This window comes from Bacillus thermozeamaize, assembly GCA_002159075.1.
In the GTDB taxonomy this organism is placed as follows: domain Bacteria; phylum Bacillota; class Bacilli; order ZCTH02-B2; family ZCTH02-B2; genus Bacillus_BB; species Bacillus_BB thermozeamaize.
On sequence record LZRT01000087.1, the window covers coordinates 51,860 to 68,845 of the forward strand.

The 16,986-nt window shown below is 54.8% G+C and carries 20 protein-coding genes and 1 pseudogene; 6 read left to right on the top strand and 15 right to left on the bottom strand.

Annotated elements, in window-relative coordinates; all coding sequences use genetic code 11:
• Window positions 1-7: 7 nt before the first annotated feature.
• From BAA01_11735 to BAA01_11780, 10 genes are all read right to left on the bottom strand, one after another.
• The gene (locus BAA01_11735) at window positions 8-1,975 is read right to left on the bottom strand and encodes an XRE family transcriptional regulator (GenBank protein ID OUM86668.1); all 1,968 of its coding nucleotides are present in this window, start codon (window positions 1,973-1,975) and stop codon (window positions 8-10) included.
• Window positions 1,972-2,700, bottom strand: coding sequence for a hypothetical protein (locus tag BAA01_11740; GenBank protein OUM86669.1), 729 nt, complete (start codon window positions 2,698-2,700; stop codon window positions 1,972-1,974). The genes BAA01_11735 and BAA01_11740 overlap by 4 nt, the downstream gene beginning before the upstream one ends.
• 23 nt (window positions 2,701-2,723) lie before the next feature.
• Complete coding sequence (locus tag BAA01_11745; protein ID OUM86670.1) at window positions 2,724-3,905, bottom strand: hypothetical protein; 1,182 nt, start codon at window positions 3,903-3,905, stop codon at window positions 2,724-2,726.
• Entirely contained in the window at window positions 3,902-4,456 is a 555-nt protein-coding gene (locus BAA01_11750; GenBank protein OUM86671.1) for a hypothetical protein, read from the bottom strand. The genes BAA01_11745 and BAA01_11750 overlap by 4 nt, the downstream gene beginning before the upstream one ends.
• 60 nt (window positions 4,457-4,516) lie before the next feature.
• On the bottom strand, window positions 4,517-4,999 hold the full coding sequence (locus BAA01_11755) for a hypothetical protein (GenBank protein OUM86672.1): 483 nt from the start codon (window positions 4,997-4,999) through the stop codon (window positions 4,517-4,519).
• Between the two features lie 311 nt (window positions 5,000-5,310).
• The gene (locus BAA01_11760; GenBank protein OUM86673.1) at window positions 5,311-5,502 is read right to left on the bottom strand and encodes a hypothetical protein; all 192 of its coding nucleotides are present in this window, start codon (window positions 5,500-5,502) and stop codon (window positions 5,311-5,313) included.
• An 11-nt stretch (window positions 5,503-5,513) separates the two neighbouring features.
• A complete protein-coding gene (locus BAA01_11765; GenBank protein OUM86674.1) occupies window positions 5,514-5,693 on the bottom strand; it encodes a hypothetical protein in 180 nt (59 codons plus the stop codon).
• The gene (locus tag BAA01_11770; protein OUM86675.1) at window positions 5,690-5,905 is read right to left on the bottom strand and encodes a hypothetical protein; all 216 of its coding nucleotides are present in this window, start codon (window positions 5,903-5,905) and stop codon (window positions 5,690-5,692) included. Before BAA01_11770 ends, BAA01_11765 begins: the two co-directional genes overlap by 4 nt.
• A gap of 619 nt (window positions 5,906-6,524) precedes the next feature.
• Window positions 6,525-6,746, bottom strand: a complete 222-nt coding sequence (locus BAA01_11775; protein OUM86676.1) for a hypothetical protein — start codon at window positions 6,744-6,746, stop codon at window positions 6,525-6,527.
• Complete coding sequence (locus BAA01_11780) at window positions 6,743-6,958, bottom strand: hypothetical protein (GenBank protein ID OUM86677.1); 216 nt, start codon at window positions 6,956-6,958, stop codon at window positions 6,743-6,745. Before BAA01_11780 ends, BAA01_11775 begins: the two co-directional genes overlap by 4 nt.
• Before the next feature lie 173 nt (window positions 6,959-7,131).
• On the opposite strand from BAA01_11780, the gene BAA01_11785 reads away from it, so the two are divergent.
• Together BAA01_11785 and BAA01_11790 are read left to right on the top strand one after the other, a co-directional pair.
• Window positions 7,132-7,758, top strand: coding sequence for a hypothetical protein (locus BAA01_11785; protein OUM86678.1), 627 nt, complete (start codon window positions 7,132-7,134; stop codon window positions 7,756-7,758).
• Between the two features lie 12 nt (window positions 7,759-7,770).
• The gene (locus BAA01_11790; protein ID OUM86679.1) at window positions 7,771-8,967 is read left to right on the top strand and encodes a hypothetical protein; all 1,197 of its coding nucleotides are present in this window, start codon (window positions 7,771-7,773) and stop codon (window positions 8,965-8,967) included.
• Here the strand turns inward: BAA01_11790 and BAA01_11795 are convergent.
• The 4 genes from BAA01_11795 to BAA01_11810 are packed head-to-tail and all read right to left on the bottom strand — an operon-like array spanning window position 8,957 to window position 12,412.
• Window positions 8,957-11,218 (bottom strand): hypothetical protein, encoded by a 2,262-nt coding sequence (locus BAA01_11795; GenBank protein OUM86680.1) that lies wholly within the window; start codon window positions 11,216-11,218, stop codon window positions 8,957-8,959. The two genes, BAA01_11790 and BAA01_11795, sit on opposite strands and share 11 nt — an antisense overlap.
• Complete coding sequence (locus BAA01_11800) at window positions 11,215-11,901, bottom strand: hypothetical protein (GenBank protein OUM86681.1); 687 nt, start codon at window positions 11,899-11,901, stop codon at window positions 11,215-11,217. The genes BAA01_11795 and BAA01_11800 overlap by 4 nt, the downstream gene beginning before the upstream one ends.
• A 33-nt stretch (window positions 11,902-11,934) precedes the next feature.
• Window positions 11,935-12,114 carry a hypothetical protein gene (locus BAA01_11805; protein ID OUM86682.1) on the bottom strand — a complete coding sequence of 60 codons (180 nt, stop codon included), beginning with the start codon at window positions 12,112-12,114 and terminating at the stop codon, window positions 11,935-11,937.
• A 55-nt stretch (window positions 12,115-12,169) separates the two neighbouring features.
• Entirely contained in the window at window positions 12,170-12,412 is a 243-nt protein-coding gene (locus BAA01_11810) for a hypothetical protein (GenBank protein OUM86683.1), read from the bottom strand.
• Window positions 12,413-12,624: 212 nt separating this feature from the next.
• Between BAA01_11810 and BAA01_11815 the strand changes: the two genes are divergently transcribed.
• The 3 genes from BAA01_11815 (at window position 12,625) to BAA01_11825 (ending at window position 15,378) form a co-directional block, all read left to right on the top strand.
• Window positions 12,625-13,008, top strand: a complete 384-nt coding sequence (locus BAA01_11815; GenBank protein ID OUM86684.1) for a hypothetical protein — start codon at window positions 12,625-12,627, stop codon at window positions 13,006-13,008.
• A 94-nt stretch (window positions 13,009-13,102) separates the two neighbouring features.
• Complete coding sequence (locus BAA01_11820) at window positions 13,103-13,654, top strand: hypothetical protein (GenBank protein ID OUM86685.1); 552 nt, start codon at window positions 13,103-13,105, stop codon at window positions 13,652-13,654.
• Between the two features lie 5 nt (window positions 13,655-13,659).
• Window positions 13,660-15,378: a DNA recombinase gene (locus BAA01_11825; protein ID OUM86693.1), complete on the top strand. Its 1,719-nt coding sequence runs from the start codon at window positions 13,660-13,662 to the stop codon at window positions 15,376-15,378.
• Here BAA01_11825 and BAA01_11830 read toward each other — a convergent pair.
• Complete coding sequence (locus tag BAA01_11830; GenBank protein ID OUM86686.1) at window positions 15,275-16,360, bottom strand: hypothetical protein; 1,086 nt, start codon at window positions 16,358-16,360, stop codon at window positions 15,275-15,277. The two genes, BAA01_11825 and BAA01_11830, sit on opposite strands and share 104 nt — an antisense overlap.
• Before the next feature lie 199 nt (window positions 16,361-16,559).
• On the opposite strand from BAA01_11830, the pseudogene BAA01_11835 reads away from it, so the two are divergent.
• Window positions 16,560-16,986: pseudogene (locus BAA01_11835) on the top strand (integrase).

The following is a 16,986-nucleotide window of genomic DNA, read 5'->3' on the forward strand; positions in this document are numbered from 1 at the left end:
AACCACCTCAATCCTTCATGTAGAAATCGCTGATAAATCCAGCCGCATCCATCGGCAGCCCCGGCGCCCAGGGAATCGGCTCCCGCATGATGGCCAGCATCTCTTCCAGTCGATCGCCTTCCACCTCGGCCACGATCTCGTCGTGCACGTGCATGACGATCTCGAAGCCAGCCATGTGCAGCTTCATCATGGCGTTGGCGAGGCAATCCCGGCTGATCGCTTGCACGACGTTCTCCGTCAACTTCCCACCGTAAGTGCTCAGGACTGTCCACTTCCCGCCCTCGGTGCCATAGTAGTGCACTGCCGGCCGGCCGAGGTCGTTTTCAACGATGTGCGGGCGCGGATAGAAGAGTTTCCGCCCGCTGGGCAGTCTAATCGTCATGAAGTCCTGCCCCGTCTTCCAGTCCATTTCCCGGGCGATCACCAGTCCTCGGAGCCCCACCGCCTCGCCGGTTTGTACGACATGAAGCGCCGCCGTCCCGATCGACCGCCAAAACTGCACGATGGCGCGGTTGGCATTGCGCCAACGTTCAACGATGTCTGGCAGCTCGTCCTCGGACAGCCCCATGTCCAGCGCGCCCATTGCAATGAGCGCCCCGACGCCGCCCTGGTAGCCGAGCGCGAGTTCCGCGATCTTGCCTTTTTGGCGGAGCTCTTTGGTGATGGTATCGAGCGGGATGCCGAACATCTGACTGGCTGTTGCTTCGTAGATTTTGCCGTGCGTCCGGAATACTTCCAGACGCCATTGTTCGCCGGCGATCCAGGACAGCACGCGGGCCTCGATCGACGAAAAGTCTGCGACATGAAGCTTTGCTCCGGGGCGCGCGATCAGCGCCGTGCGGATGAGCTGTGAGAGCGTGTCGGACAGGCTGCCGTAGAGCAATTTCAGCGCCTGTGCGTCTCCACGGACGGCATATCCGCGCGCCAGCTCAATCGCCGGCAGGCTGTTCCGCGGCAGATTTTGAACTTGTACCAGCCGGCCGGCCCATCTGCCGGTACGGTTTGCGCCGTAGAACTGGAACAGTCCGCGGATTCGGCCGTCGTCACATACCGTTTCACGCATGGCGGCGTACTTTTTGGTGCTGCTCTTTGACAACTCTTGCCGAATCTCCAACACGCGCCGAGCCTTTCCCGGCTCCAGGCGGTTGATCATTTTGGCGACGGTCCCTTTCCGCAGGTCGGCCACTTCCTCGCCCGTTTCTTCTTCGAGCCATTGGGTAAGTTGCTGAACAGATTTTGGATTTTCGATGCCGGTTAGCTGTACTGCTTCAGAGATCAGTGCAGCCGTTTCCGTGTCGAGCATTTGTATCGCTGATTCAACGAGCTGGCGGTCACATTGCACGCCGCGCTCGTTGATCCACATGTCAATTAGCCAGAGCACCCATTCTTGCCCCGGTACCGGGAAGGCGTCGAGCTTTTCGGCGATCGCCATTTCGGCGTACACGTCGTTTGCGTTGTACTCTTTGAACAGCTGCCACTTCTCCGGCTCGTGGTGCGGCAATGTGCGCGTGCGATAGCCATTGGATTTGGTCGGCGTCTGCGGGACGCAGAACGTCCGGATCAGCGCGCCGCCGACGGACATCTTTTTCTTGTCTTGCGGCAGGCCGAGCGCCTCCCCAGCCGCCGCCAGGCTGCCCGGATAACCGCAATAGTAGGAGTGCACCATGCTGCACTTCCACTGCCACAGCCACGCCAGGAGCTGATCCCGCGGGAGGCCGAAATGCCGACCGAGCGCGTACCATTCAAATGCCGCATTCCATGCCCGCTTTTCCACGCTCGGGTCAAACAGCGCCTGAACAATGTGCGGCGGAATTTGCTCCCCCTGCGCCAGATCCACCACTTGCACCAGTTGACCATCAAGGCTATAAGCGAACAGGAGCACCTGGAAATCGGGGGCCTGCACGTATTTGTACAGGCCCGATTTCGACAGGTCGACAGAGCTGTATGTTTCGATGTCCACGCTCAACCGGCTCATATGCCATAGATGCCCCCGCCGAGCGGCTGCCCGGTGATCGGGTCAATTTGTTGCTGCGCCTGCGGGGCGGCAGGCTGGCCATACGCCGGCGGCTGCGGGTTGGTGTATTGCCCGTAGCCCTGCTGTGCAGCAGGCGGCACATATGCGCCAGGTTGCCCATACACTGCCGACCCGGCCGGCGCCGGACTGGGAGCCGGCGCGCTGCCGAATGCCTCTTCCGCCGTCACGCGGCCGCCGAGCGGTTCGCCGTCGCGCAGGATCTGGACCGGGCCGAGGCCTGCGCCGATCCCGCGGTTGCCGCTGTTCGAATACGGGAAGAAGTTCACATGCACTCTGCCGTAGACACCCGAATACACCTTCGTCGGATCGAGGATCGGATTGAGTTGCGCGTCAACAACCTCCGGTTTCTGTTTGCTCGACGCGGTGAAAACCCAATGCCCTTTGCACTCCGGTCCAAATGGCTCACCGTTCGGCCGCACACCGTCACCGTCGTGAATAGGTGTTTTGAGCGGCGGTCTGGCACCGTTCCATTTCGTCGTGACACCCAGTTCATAGGCTGCCTGAATGGCCTGCTGAATCCGCTGGTAGGTCGCCACATCGCTTTTCGGAAGCAGAATCGTCACGCTGTACCTCGGTTCTCCACCTTGCTGATTGGCTCTCGGTTGCAGCAGATTCACGTAGCTCAGTCGCACTTCGCCCGTTACCACACTCGTTGCTTGACTCATCGTCTCTTCTCCTTTGCAAGTTTTTATTGGGCATCAGCGGTTGAGAAAACCGCTGCTGCTTTTGTGTAGGCGGGACGTTTGTCCTCGATCGGCGCCAGGGTGGGTTTCCCCGGCTCTTTGATGACGTGCCCAGGAACTTCGAGCAGCTCGCGGTACTGCTCTTTGCCCAGGGCTTTCTCCAGCTGCGCCGGCGTGAGCGGCCGGCGTTCGTAGAGGATCGCTTCGTCGATGCCGGCCGCTTTCAGGGCCTCGAACGCTTTATCCAGGTCGGCGTAGATCCGGGAGGATCGCCCTTCTACGGCCTTCCAGCCGGGTACGTCACCGCCGTCCAGAATGTGAGATAGCGCCAGCTCCTTCAGGTCGTTGTACCAGCTAACGATTCCCTCCGCTTTCCGGAGGATCTCTCCCACCTCTTCCCAGCTAATGATCGGCGGTTTGAACGGCATAAGCTCCGCCGCGGCGAAATACTGTTCGATCCGCGCCCGGCAGCGCTCTTTCGCTCGGCAGAACTCACAGTGCGGGCCGACGACAAATGCGCCCTCGCCGGCAAAGGCCTTCTGAGCGATCGGTGCGATCTCTGCTGCCCAGGCTTCCAGCTCTTCGACCGTGATTTCCTCTTCCTGCGGCTCGTTGTATACTCGCGGCTGGATGATCGCCATGCGGATGCGTCGGACCGGGAAGATCCCGGCGACGGCTTTCAGGGCACCTAAGGCGTAGAGGCGCATCTGCTCGTTACCCTGGGCGGTCACTGGCTTACCCTGACCGGTTTTGAGGTCGGCGACGACCAGCAGATCGTCACCCACCGCAATGAAATCGGCGGTCCCAAAACCACCCGGCGCCACGTGCGAGTAGTCGACCCGCGTTTCGATCATCACGTATGGCCGCGAGCTGAACAGCATTTCAACCGATTTGCAGTAGTCAACGAAGGTGTCGACGATCTTTTCCAGCTCGGGCGTGTAGAGTTCGTTCTGCCGGAACTTTCGCATAATGCCGGCGAACTTCTGCGGTCCGATTGGCTCGATGAAATGTTTCCTGAGCTTTGCCTCCGCCATCTCATGCGCCAGGCGGCCGGAGTCGGCGTAGGATGAAGGCCGCTCCGGCAGCGTCTCTTCCAGCCGTGCGCTCGGCGTACAGCGCAGCCAGCGGTGTGCGGAGCTGGCGGAGAGGAGCGCGTGCTCCCGATCCGCGTGGGAATCGACCGTCATATCTTCGCGCCCCTCTGCCGCAGCACGGCCGCGTACTCACCGTAGCGCTCTTTCGGCAGCTGGTTCAGCGCCGTGATGCCGAACTGCTGGAAGATTTCGAAGATGTTATGTCCAGCCTGCTGCAGCTGCATGGTTGCGACCGCCAGCTGGTTGAAATCGTATTGCGGCACCGACGTGGGTGCGGTTGGCGGAGTTGTCGGCGCGGCCGTCGGTGCGGAGGCCGGAGCAGTTGGAGCCGCCGAGTTGGACGGCTGAGCAGCCGGTGCCGCTGTGGGGGCAGTCGGAGCAGCGGATTGCGGCGCAGAAATCTGCGGCACGCTGGCCGGAGCGGCCACCGGCGCCGCCGTGGGAGCCGTTTGAGCCGGCTCCGGGGCGACCTGGGCAGCCGGCTGCTCCGCCGATGCTACCGGAGCGCCAGACGCCTCCACTGTCGAAACTTCCGTGTCCGTGATCTCCTCGGCAGGCAGCCGGAAAATCGCATAGGCGAGGTCATGCACCAGCTGCTTTGCCTCCATGGCATTGTTGGCGGAAATAGTGATAGTGATCGGCATATAACTCCTCCTTCAAAGTGTGGTATAATGCCGATAAGGTGGTTTTCTTTTTGGCCGTCCTCACAGGGCGGCTTTTTCTCTTTCAACCCGGAAAAACTTCAACCATAGCTCGATGTTCACCAAAGGAATTTCCCATTGGTTCTGGTACAGTCCGGCAATGAAATCGCGTTTAAACTCCTGGTAAATTTCAGGTTCCGGATCGGTCGTGCCGAGAACGTCGCCGATGATGCTGCGTGCCAGATCCGCCGGGCCGCTGCCGCCGTAGCCCCAATTGAAGCCGTCCGGGCTGTGATGGACGAGATGCCGCAGCGGCTCTTGCACCCCGTTCCGGATCCGCACGACCTTCACCGTGCCGTCCGGTCCGCGTGCGCCGGCATAGCCGTCGGCGATGGTCGGGGTGATGACGATCGAGTCGTCGGCGTTACGCTGGTCCCGGGCCGTCTCGCCTTGGATCTTCCGCCAGCAGATGAGACCGTATCCGAGCTCCCGAGCCTTCGGGTTTTTCAGCGCGCGTCCGCAGCGGCCGCATTCGATCACTTGCATGCCGTTTTTCACCTCCTTTCAAGATGCCAGATACGCCACCCACGTCCCCGCCTCCACGCGGCGGACGAATTCCTCGAACGTGATGCCGTACCGCTCGCGGATGCGGAAGTGGACGAAGTAGTTGCCCAATTTCTCCAGTCGATCGTCGTCCATTTAAGACCGTCCTTTCCCGTACGACTCAACTGCAACCTGCAAGACCGCGTATCCGTGGATGGCGTCCTCAAGCGTCCAATTCTCCCGGAGCCATGGATCGTAGCGGTCACCGTCACAGGCCTCCGTGATCCAGAGCAGGGTGTCGGGCATGGTGTTGGTCACCTCCCATCCAGCGCAATCGCCGGCCTCCACCGGTACCCGTCGGCCTCGATCCGGCGGTGCATGGCCGCCTTGTAGCGCATCAGCCGGTCGAACCGATATTTGTTGCGTTGATTCCGCGGCCGCCGGTCCGTCGCGTATGCGGCGGCCTTCCGGGTGTAGAACTGAATGCGGCGGATGTGTTTGGTCATGGGATCACCTCCTACAGTCCAATGAATCTGAGCCCGTAACCGACGAACAACAAGAACGTGAGGAATAACGAGACGTAAATCGTGAAACGGTCAAGTTCGCGCTTTTTCAGCGCGTAGGTGATCAGGAGATAGAGCCAACCTGCTGCACAGGCGAAATTTATGGCGGCTATCACCATTAGAATCGTGTTCACGGCGCCACCCCCGGCGGCTCCATCCCCCGCGCCGGCCGGTACGACCGGGCTGCCACGTCCGGCTCTCCGGCCTTCACCCGTTCCAACCTGGCGCGATACCGCTCATACATGCGGCGGGCCCAGCGGGCGAGGGGCTGGCGGCGTTCGAGCAGGGCGCGTTCTTCGATGCCGAGGAAGAAAAGACAGATGTCGAGAAGCTGGGTTCGGGTCATCCGGTTTTCACATCCTTCCAGTAATGTTGGTAGGAACGCATATTTTGCTTTAAAATTGTGGTGAGTGTCGCTTTTTGCCCCGTCGCGAAGTGATTCGCGAACGAGAATCGGGTGAATTCAAGGGAAACCTAAGTCTCCCGGAGATATGGTGACCTTGAGCCAAGCCGGAGGAAGATCGCTTTGTGTACTCCGGAAGGTGCAACGCATAGGCGGTGAGGACGATCACCAATAACCCGCCCACGAGCGCCCGACATCCCACGCGGATGATGACGTATGCTGAACTGCAAGGAAACTTGCAGAAGCGCCGGATAAAAAGCCAGCGCGATAACACATTTGGATGTCCCGATTCCGAGAGGAACCGCTAAAATCCTGTCGCTGGTCAATGGCGCAAACGCCATGAACAAGTTGGCAGAACAAGCACTCGGAGCTACTAAACTTGCATTCAAGTTTGCCGATGGCCCAATCATCGGCAACGCCTTGAATCGAGGTGAACAAGCGGCACTCACTCATCTCCCTCGAATCCGATTCAACTTCGCGTGCTCCCTCCGCTCCCGGCGATTGCGCGGGCTCGTTGACCATCCGGCGGTGGAGTGGATGAGATGGCGGACAAGGCGGCTGATCATCCCGTCCTGACCTCTTTACGTTCGGCGAGCCAGCGGAGGAAATCCGCCTTTTCCACGCGCTTTCCGCGCCGGCCGACGCGGAATGATGGGATTCCACCGTGGGCTGGGGGAAGATTCATCAGCTCATACACAACCTTGGGCCCAACGCGCAGGAACTTCGCGATGTCCTGCGCGGTAAGGATGTTGGGGAGATCGTTCACACAGGCGCCTCCTTTCAGGCGGTATTCTGGTTTCGGCCAGTTTGGAAGAGGTACTCAATGGAGAGATCCGGGAAGAATTCATTCCGGATCTTGAAAATTTCAGCCCGGGTGAACTCGCTTTTCCCCGAAAGTTTCCTGTGGAGCGTCTTAGCCGAGCACCCGAGCCGAACAGCGATCTCATTCACAGCCAACCCTTTCCGTGCCATTTCAGCGCGCAAATTTGGGAACATTTGATCACCTCCGTTACCACACATGGTAGCTGTGATTCGAATATATACCATGCATGGTAGTTTGTCAACCGATCAGCGCAAAAAATTTTCCTGTATGGTATATTATTCTTTTCAAATGGACATAATGGGGATATAATAGGAAAGGATTTTACCTTGCGTGGTAAATTAATGAGATGGGAGGAAGGAAAGTGAAATTTACGGAGAAGCTCGATCTTCTGATGAAGGAGCGCGGTCTGACGAGGATGGCGCTTTCTCGGGAGTCGGGCATACCATACACCACGATTGTAAATTTCTATGAAAAAGGAACAGAAAACATAAAGTTATCAACTCTTCGGAAGCTTGCGGATTTTTTCGGAGTTTCGATCGACTACCTGGCCGATGATGATTATGACGAACGGTCGGTTCCGGTTCTCGGGGAAATGATCAATATCCCCATCATCGGTCGGATCAGCTGCGGCAACGGCGTGTTTGCGTATGAGGAGATCGAGGGTTACGAGCCAATCCCAAAGGAATGGATTGGTCCAGGTGAGCACTTTTTCCTCCGTGCGAAAGGTGACAGTATGACCGGCGCCAGGATCGAAGAAGGCGACCTGGTTCTGATTCGGAAGCAGGAGACCGTCGAAAACGGCGAAATCGCCGCCGTCCTGATCGGCGATGAGGCTGTCTTGAAGCGGGTCTACCGGCAGAACGGCACGATGGTGCTCCAGTCGGCTAACCCGAACTACCCGCCCATCGTTTGCCCGCCGGTGGAAGCTCGTATAATTGGAAAGATGGTTATGAACGTGATCAAATTTGAGTGAGGAGGGTTGTCCATGGCGTACATTCGGCGGCGCGGCTGCAAATGCCCGAAGGACGCGAAACGCTGCACGTGCGGGGCAAAGTGGTCTTTCACGGTTGACATCGGCGTGGACCCTGTCACCGGGAAAAGGAAGCAGTACACGAAAAGTGGATTCGACACGAGACGCGACGCGGAGCTGGCCGCCGCGAAGGTGGAGGCGGAGGTGGCAAGCGGGACGTTTGTGCGGGAAACGCGAGTCACGTTTGAGGAATATGCGGAGTTGTGGTTGAAGACGTACCGGATGAGCGGTCATAAACCAAGCTCTGTCCGTCTTCGTGAATTTCAAGTTCAGGTATTGCTTCGATATTTTGCAAAGCTCCCGCTCCCGTCGATCAGCAGAAAAAGGTACCGAGAAACGGTTCTGGATTTGTGCTCGAAAATGGAGCGGAAAACAGTCCGTGAGATTCACGGCGTGGCTCGCGCAATTTTCCGCATGGCCGTGCAGGACGGCGATTTAAAAACGGACCCGACCGAGCACGTAAAAATACCAACGGATTCCGAGGAAACCGAACTTCCGAAGTACATGGAGAAAGAGCAGTTGCGCGAATTCCTACGCCTGGCGAAATATCGCGGCCTGCCCGGTGACTATCCGTTTTTTCTGCTGCTCGCATACACCGGCATGCGGATCGGCGAAGCCTGTGCGCTGAAGTGGGCGGACGTGAACCGTCAGGAAAGGACGATCTCGATTAACGGAACGCTTTGGAATCCTAATGACATTTCAACCCAATACGAAATCCTTCCACCGAAAACTAAAAAGTCTCGACGAACGATTGAGGTCGATCCAATTGTGTTCGCCGCCCTCGACGAGTGGAAAGCGAAACAGAATGAAGTAAAGATGCTGCACAGGAAAACCTACCACGACGGAGATTTCGTCTTCGGAAGAATTGATGCAGCCTATGGTTACCCTCCGAAGATCCGGACGATGGAGCTGCGAATGGACCGGCTGACGCAGTGGATGAACTTGCCGTATCGCCTTACGCCGCACTCGCTCCGCCATACCCACGTGTCCCTGCTTGCCGAAGCTGGCGTTAGCCTAGAGGCGATCATGGACCGGATTGGGCATAGCGACGGAAAGGTCACGCGCCAAGTTTATCTGCACGTGACCAAGCAAATGAAATCGGACGCCGCGCAGAAATTTTCAGCACTTATGTCCGATGTGGTCAAATTGTGAACAAATCGATATTTCCACGCAGAACTCCCCAATTATGACGCCAGTTTCGGCGTCTGATACGGTTAGAAGCATCATCACCTGCCTTCATAAGTGCCACAATCCGTTCCTTAAGGCGCGTATTGCGCTGGGCAACCCGGTTGTTCCGGATCGCGATGGCCAGCGCCTTCTTTGTGCCAATCATAACGCAGATTCGTTCCGCCCGTGTAATGCCGGTGTAGACCAGGTTCCTCGCCAGCATCACATAATGGCTGGTCGAGACTGGCATGATGACGGCTGGAGCCTGACTCCCCTGCGCCTTGTGCACGGTGACCGCGTACGCCAGCTGCACGTTTTTCAGCTCATCCTGCGTGTACACAATCCGCCGGCCGCCAAAATCGCAAACGAGAATTCGTTCGTCCGTTTCTTCACCGTCTTCATCTCGCGCGAAACCGACTTTAAGGACTGTCCCCATGTCGCCGTTCATGATGCCTTTTTCGTAGTCGTTCTTGACCTGGATGATCTTATCGCCCTGACGGTAGGTTCTTTCGCCTGCCGTCCATTCGCTTTTCTCGGCAGACGGCGGGTTGAGGACGGCCTGCAAGCGTTTATTCAGTTCGTGCGTGCCGATCGGCCCTTTCTTCATGGGGCTGAGCACAAGTATGTCCTGCAAACCGTACCCTTTCTCCAGAAACCGGAGAAAGCTCCGCTCGATCAGCTGCGCGATTTTCTGCGGGTCCTCCTGCTCGATGAAGTAAAAGTCGTCCTTGGCGGGATCAACGACAATCGGCTTGCCCTGATTGATCCGGTGCGCGTTTGTGACAATTTGGCTTTCCTGCGCCTGCCGGAAAATCTCCGTCAGGCGGACATGCGGAATGCCGGCGTCGATCTGATCACGCAGGACGTTCCCAGGTCCGACGGACGGCAGCTGGTCGGCATCCCCCACCAAAATAACCTTCGTACGCAAGGACACCGCACGGAAAAGGTAATACGCAAGCTGGATGTCCGACATCGACCACTCGTCAACGATGAGCAGGTCGTACGGCAACGGCAGATGCTCTCCGTATTCCGGCTCTTCCCCCGGCCGGAACCCGAGCAGCATGTGAATGGTCTCTGCCGAAAGTCCGGTTACTTCGGCCAGTCTCCGGCTCGCCCGCCCGGTCGGCGCAGCCAAACCGATGCGTGCACCCGGATGCTGCCGCCGGTACAGCTCGATCATGGCTCGTACGGTCGTGGTTTTCCCGGTCCCAGGTCCGCCGGTCAGGATCAGAAGCTGTCGCCGAAACATTTCCCGGATCGCATCCCGCTGACCCTCGGCCAAAATCATCCGGTGTTCCGCCTGGTACCGGCGGATTTCATTTTCGATAACGGCGGAAGACACGGCTTCGCCACTCCGGCCTGCCATGTAAGCCAGCTTCTGGGCCAGTTTGGTTTCGTATACATACAAATGCTTCGGATAAACGGCGTCGCCTTCCCATACGACTCGATCATGGGCGGCCAGTTCCTCCAGCCCATGACGCACCATATCCTCAGAAACAACACCTTTTCGGCCCAGGACCGACGTCACGTTACGTATCAATTCATCAACCGGCACATAGCAATGTCCGCTGTTGTAACACGTTTCCGTCAGCACATACTGGATCGCCGCGTCGATCCGGTATGGTGACGATGGGTTGATCCCTATTTTCGCCGCGATCTCGTCCGCTGTAATGAATCCAACCAGATCCAGTTCCGTAAGCTTATACGGATTCCTGTGCACGACTTCCACGGATTGACTGCCGTAACGCTTGTGCAACTTGGCGACCATATTGGGCGAAAGGCCGTACGGCAGGAGTGCCATCATGACCTTTTGTAATTCAAAACTGCTTCTGACGCTTTCTGCGATTTGCTCAGCGTGCTTCGTACCGATCCCCTTAATACCGATGAGGCACGCCGCGCCTTCATTCATGATCCTCTCCAGCGCCCGATCCCCCAAGTGCTGTACGATGAGTTCCGCCCGCTTCCTCCCGCAGCCTTTGACATACCTTGACGAAAGGTATGAAACGATCTGGTCTTTAGTCTGTGGCACCGGACGCTCCCATCTGTCCACCGCAAACTGCCTTCCGTATTTGGGATGCGTCCGCCACTCTCCCCGAACCGTGACGACTTCTCCTTTATCCACACCATACAAAGATCCAAGAATCTTGATTCGCTTTTCCCCGGTATCCATGATGGCGATGGCAAAGTCGTCTGTACGATGGAGAAACTGGACGATCTTCCCCGTTTGCGTTGTCAATTCAGCATGACCTCCGACAGCGCGCTAAAGAACCGCGGCAAGAAGATGTCGGAACTCCGGGGGATTGGCTGTTCTAGGCGGCTTAAGACATATTGAAATGTCTTTATCGGTATGCGAACGACCTTTCGGCCGTTTTTGACGAATGCCTTCATGCGTTCTGCGAGGCGTTTGATGCGACTTTCAAGCGATTCGATCTGCTTCAGTTTCTGTTCGGCCTCTTTCTTTTCCCTGGGGGTAGCGGCGTCATTGTATGCGGCACAAGCTGCGGCAATTTCCGCATCTTGATTCGGCACGATAATTTCCACTTGATCTTCGATTTCAATGCGTTCGAAAAGCTGCTCGAATGTTTCCGAGCCAATGATTTGCCCGGCATCCGCAAACAGTTTGAGCACGCCGGGAACCCGGCGGATCATGTGCCAGATCTCAGCAGACAGGTAAGCCGTGCGGTTGTGGTCATCCGCTTTGTAGTTCATTTCAACGAATATGTAACCCGGGATGACCGGACGCTCCACGCGCTTTCCGAGTTTGCCGTTGCTTAGCATCTTTGACGAACCCAACGTAAAAGCATGGACAGCCTTTACCCATCTCTGAGCCTGCTCGTTTCGCTCAAGCGCCCATTCCACAAGTTTTTTGACCGCACTTTCTCGACCCGTCTTCACTTGGATTGCAAACGCCGCTCCCATATTGGAGCCCCCTTGCAGGAACGTACTTTCGGTTTAATCAAGAGGAAGAATTCTGTATAATTTCTGTGCGCCTGATCCGTGCTCAAACCACATTTTCGACTTCTTCTTCCAAAGCCTCCGGCCCAGTTCGACCGTTTTTGGGAACTGGATACTGAAGCACAGCTCGTAGAGCGTGTAACATTCGTTCCCTGTCCGGTTCAAAACATGCTTCATATATGAAACCGCTTGGTGTGTTAAAAACCTCATTTTCCACAGCAAGCATCGTCCTTTACGCAGTAGATTGGTTGGAATCATGGTTGTTCCACGTTATGTGTATTTTGTCATCAAAAAAAATCGTTATCTTTTCCCCAAGAAACGAAGCGATTTTTTCAAGCTCCTCTATCGTGAATTTTCTTTTTCCGGTTTCCTTATTGCTGTAAGCTGTAACTCCTATACCGATGAAATCAGCCATTTGTTTTTGTGTTTTGTTCTTTAGCTTTCTAAGTGCAGCCACTTTTTCGTGAAGCTTCATATGAACCAACTCCACATCATGTGTACCATCTGTTGCTAGTATATACACGTATCGTTTATTTGTCAACTTTTGGTTTTCGTTTTGTGTATTTTTATTGTCTTTTTGTGGAATAGTGAGTAATATGAATTTAAAACCGACTGGAGCCGATCAGCATGAAACTTAGCCAAAGACTTCGATCTGAGAGGGAACGTCGCGGATGGTCACAAGTTTATGTGGCAAAAAAAATTGGAATTACAAATAGCGCGTATTCAAATTATGAACAAGGAATTCGCGTTCCTGACCTTGAGACACTTAGCAAGCTGGCCGAACTGTACGAGTGTTCGCTTGACTATTTAACCGGAAGAAAAGATATTCGGGAACCGGCAGCAGAAACAGGAACAAATGAGAAATTGCTAGTGAGAGATAAGTCTGGCACTTACACAGTTCTTCCAGACGAATATAGCGAGCTGAAGGATTATTTGTTTGAGGCTGATGCTCATATCTTTTTTAAAGAATTCATGGGAGCATCCAAAAAACACCGCGAAGAGACCATTAACTTTTTGAGATTCATATTGGAAAAAGAAAAAAACCGAAAGCCGGGACAACAGCAAGAATAATCAACCAGAAAAAGCCCATTTCGGGCTTTTATTTCATCCTATAAACAGAACAAATGTTCTATATTTTTTATATTTTATTTGAAAGGGTGAAATTATGCTGAAATACTATTATCTAACCCCGTTTGAACAATATGTCGACAATTTGTTGTTTTCGGTCGGCGTAAACAGACCAGACCAATTAAAGATTGACGTGTTTGCATTAAAATTTGATGTTTGGGTTCACTACCTGGACATGGGAAGTAGAGCCATTGAAAGAAACGGTTTAAAGAGCATAGTCATAGATTCTCGTTTGGGGCCCAGGGAACAGTGGGAGGATTTTTTGCATGAACTTTGCCATTTGCTACGTCACGCGGGAAACCAGATTTGCATGAAAAAATCATTTCGCGAGAAACAGGAAGCAGAAGCAAAGTTGTTTACGATGTATGCCGGCCTTCCAATTTCAATGCTTCGACAAATTGAATGGCCCAAATCAAATTCAGATAGTGAGATTTTGGAACTTTGGACCGAAAAATTCGGTATTACCTTCCGACTTGCGGCCGACAGGCTTCAACAAATCAAAAGGAGAATACATTCAAGTCTTTTTCAGAATAGTTTTAAGCTTCGTGATTGGAACAAGACCGTTTTTCATCAAGAAATGATTTGGTGATAATTATGTTCCTCGACAATGAATTCAAGATTGATTCGGCAGTCCACATATATGCCCGCGTTTCCTCAGAAGACCAACAGGAACGCGAAACTATTGAAAACCAGATCGATTTCGCAAAAAAATACTGCGATCTTCACAAGCTTGATATTGTTGACATTTACAAGGATGACGGAATCTCCGGAAAAATACCCTTGGAAAACAGACCGGAAGGACAACGCCTTGTAAAAGACGCAAGTGACGGCAAAGTGAAGGTCGTGTTGATATATAACATTAAACGTTTGGGCAGGAGCGCAAGGGATATTCTAAATTCCGTGTACCAACTCGAACAGTACGGCGTAAAAATCAGAAGCATGACCGAACCGTTTGATACCGGAAATCCGCACGGGCGATTCATATTGACAGTATTGGCTGGGGTCGCGGAGCTGGACCGGGAAACAACTTTGGAAACCATGTGGCTTGGAGCAAACCGAGCGGCCCGCAAAGGAAAATGGCTTGGCGGAATTGTGCCTTATGGGTATTTCGTCAATTCTGAAGGTTATATTGAACCTTGCGAAGATCCGTTGCCTGGAAAAGAAGAAATGACAGAAGCGGGAGTAATCAGACTAATGTATGAGCTGGTCGCCAATCAAAAATGGTCAGCGACCAAAGTGGCAAATTATTTTAATTCACTCGGTATTCCGCCTGCTTATGTAAAAGACGGTCGTACCGTAAAAAGAGGCAAGCGAAAAGTAAGAACCGCTGGAATATGGACTGCTTCTCGGATTTACAACATGCTTGTCAATACGACATATAAGGGGATTCATGTCTACGGGAAACGGACAAAGAAGGATCGAGAACTAATAAACAGAACGGTGCCTGCAATTGTTTCAGAAGAAGAATGGGAAAGAGCACAACAGGTATTGAGGGAAAATCGAATTGAAGCGGCATGTAGGGTTCATCATCCATATTTGCTTCGCGGTCTGATTAAGTGCGGAATATGCGGCCTCACCTACCATGGCACTGCTTACGCCGGCCCCAAAAGAAAATTAAAGCCGTATTATGTGTGCGGAGGAAAAGTGGTTCATCGCGGGCCATTTTTGGGGCGCTGCCCTTCCAGAAATGTTCCTGCAGAGTGGCTTGAACAAATAGTTTGGAATGAATGTGTATCGTTCATTCAGAATCCCGGTGAGATGATCAATGAGCTTGCAGGTTCGATGAACGATCAAAAAGCCCGGCGAAATTCTCTTGAAGAAGAAATCAAGCTCATCAAACAAGAACTGGAACGCAAAGATTTAGAGAGACATGATATTATAACCCTTTTCCGCAAACGGATAATTACAGCCAGCGATGTTGAGAAACAACTTCAGGTCATGATGAACGAGCGCGCATCTTTGCAGAAAAGACTGCGGCAACTCGAAGAACAGCTTTCAAATGAAAGCAATCTTATCCAACACTATACCCACGCACAAAAACTGCTGAACGATTTACGCGAAAAGATTAAAGGCGATATACCGTTTGAACTTAAAAAGGAAATTGTAAAAACGCTTGTGAAGGTCATCATTGTGAAAAACGCAGTACCTACAGACCCGGAAGATAAAATAAAAAGAAAACCGCCGGTGGTAGTAGAAGTTCATTATGGCTTCACAAATGCCAAGGAGCTTTCATTAACGGACAAGGGTTCATCGTCGCCGCCAACAGGAAGTGGGCGGGGAAACGGCATACCGTTCTTGCCCGGCCAATGGTGACCTCGCGGTCCTCCAAAGGCTGGCGGAGCGTCTCCAGCACGGTGCGCGGAAATTCCGGCAGCTCGTCCAGAAACAGCACCCCATGGTGCGCCAGCGTCACTTCTCCCGGCTTCGGAACCGATCCTCCGCCGATCAGCCCCGCCGCAGAGATGGTGTGATGGGGCGCGCGAAACGGCCTGCCGCGGATGAGCCCCGAGCGGGGCATGTTCAGCTTGCCGCTGGCGCTGTAAATTTTGGTGACGGTGAGCGCTTCTTCGTCGTCCAGCGGCGGCATCAGGGTGGGCAGCCGGCGGCACAACATCGTCTTGCCCGTTCCGGGGGGGCCGACAAACAGGATGTTGTGCATGCCCGCCGCCGCTACGATCAGGGCGCGCTTGCCGTGATGCTGCCCCCTGACGTCGGCCAGGTCTAACGTGTCCGCCTGCGGATCGGGGTCCGGCGAGACCGACCCGGTTGGTCCGTCGGATCGGAAAATTTGCGGACCGCCTTCGTCCCAGGCCGTCAAGGAATCCAGCGCGAACACTTGAACGCCTTCCACCAGCGACGCTTCCGCCGCGTTGAAACGGGGGACGACGACCTTCGTCAATCCGGCGGCCCGGGCGGCTTCCACCATGGGAAGAACGCCGGGCACCGGCCGAATTTCCCCGTTCAGGGACAGCTCGCCGATGAGGAGCGTGCCGCGGAGCGCCGCCGCGTTCCACTGACCGCTGGCGCAAAGAATGCCCGCCGCGATCGCCAGATCGAAGGCGGTTCCTTCCTTGCGCACATCCGCTGGCGCAAGATTGACGGTGATCCGCTCCAGCGGGAAGGTCTTGCCCGCGTTCAGGATGGCGGCCCGCACGCGCTCGACGGACTCGCGGACGGCGGAATCGGGCAGCCCGACGACGCTGACCATCGGCAGCCCCGGCGACAGGTTCACCTCCACCTCGATCAACGTCCCTTCAATGCCGACGATCTCCGCTCCCCATATTCGCACAAACATAAAAAAAACACCCCTCTTCCCGCCGTATTCTGAGAAAGGGTGCTTCCCTTCGCGCTTTCCTTTTCTTCTGTTTGTTTCCAGTTTATCCGCTCGGGAGATCGATTGTCAACATTTACAAAATCGTCTGTTGTTGTTCTGTGATATTGTCAGGGTGTAACTGTTCCGAGAAAATGTCAGTATGAGCAAGGAGCAGATAACCTTGACGAAGAGCGAACTGAAACGTGCTATGGTTGTCGAGAAGTGGATGGAGGGCCGTCTCACGGAACAGGATGTTGCGCGCACGCTCGGCATCAGCATCCGGCAAGCGTATCGGCTCAAGGCCAAATATCGTCACGGAGGTGCAAAGGCCATCGCTCATGGGAATCGGGGCCGAAAGCCCGTTCACACCTTGGCCGACTCGCTCAAACAACGCGTGATGTCCCTGTACCGGGATCGCTACTTCGGAAGCAATTCCACCCACTTTGCCGAGCTTTTGGCCGAACACGAGGACATCCATTTAAGCGTCTCTTCGGTCCGCCGCATTCTGCTGGAAGGCCGCCTTCGTCCCGCACGCTTGCGCCGTCGTCCAAAGGCTCACCGATCGCGGCCCCGTAAACCTCAAGCGGGCATGCTGTGGCAGATTGATG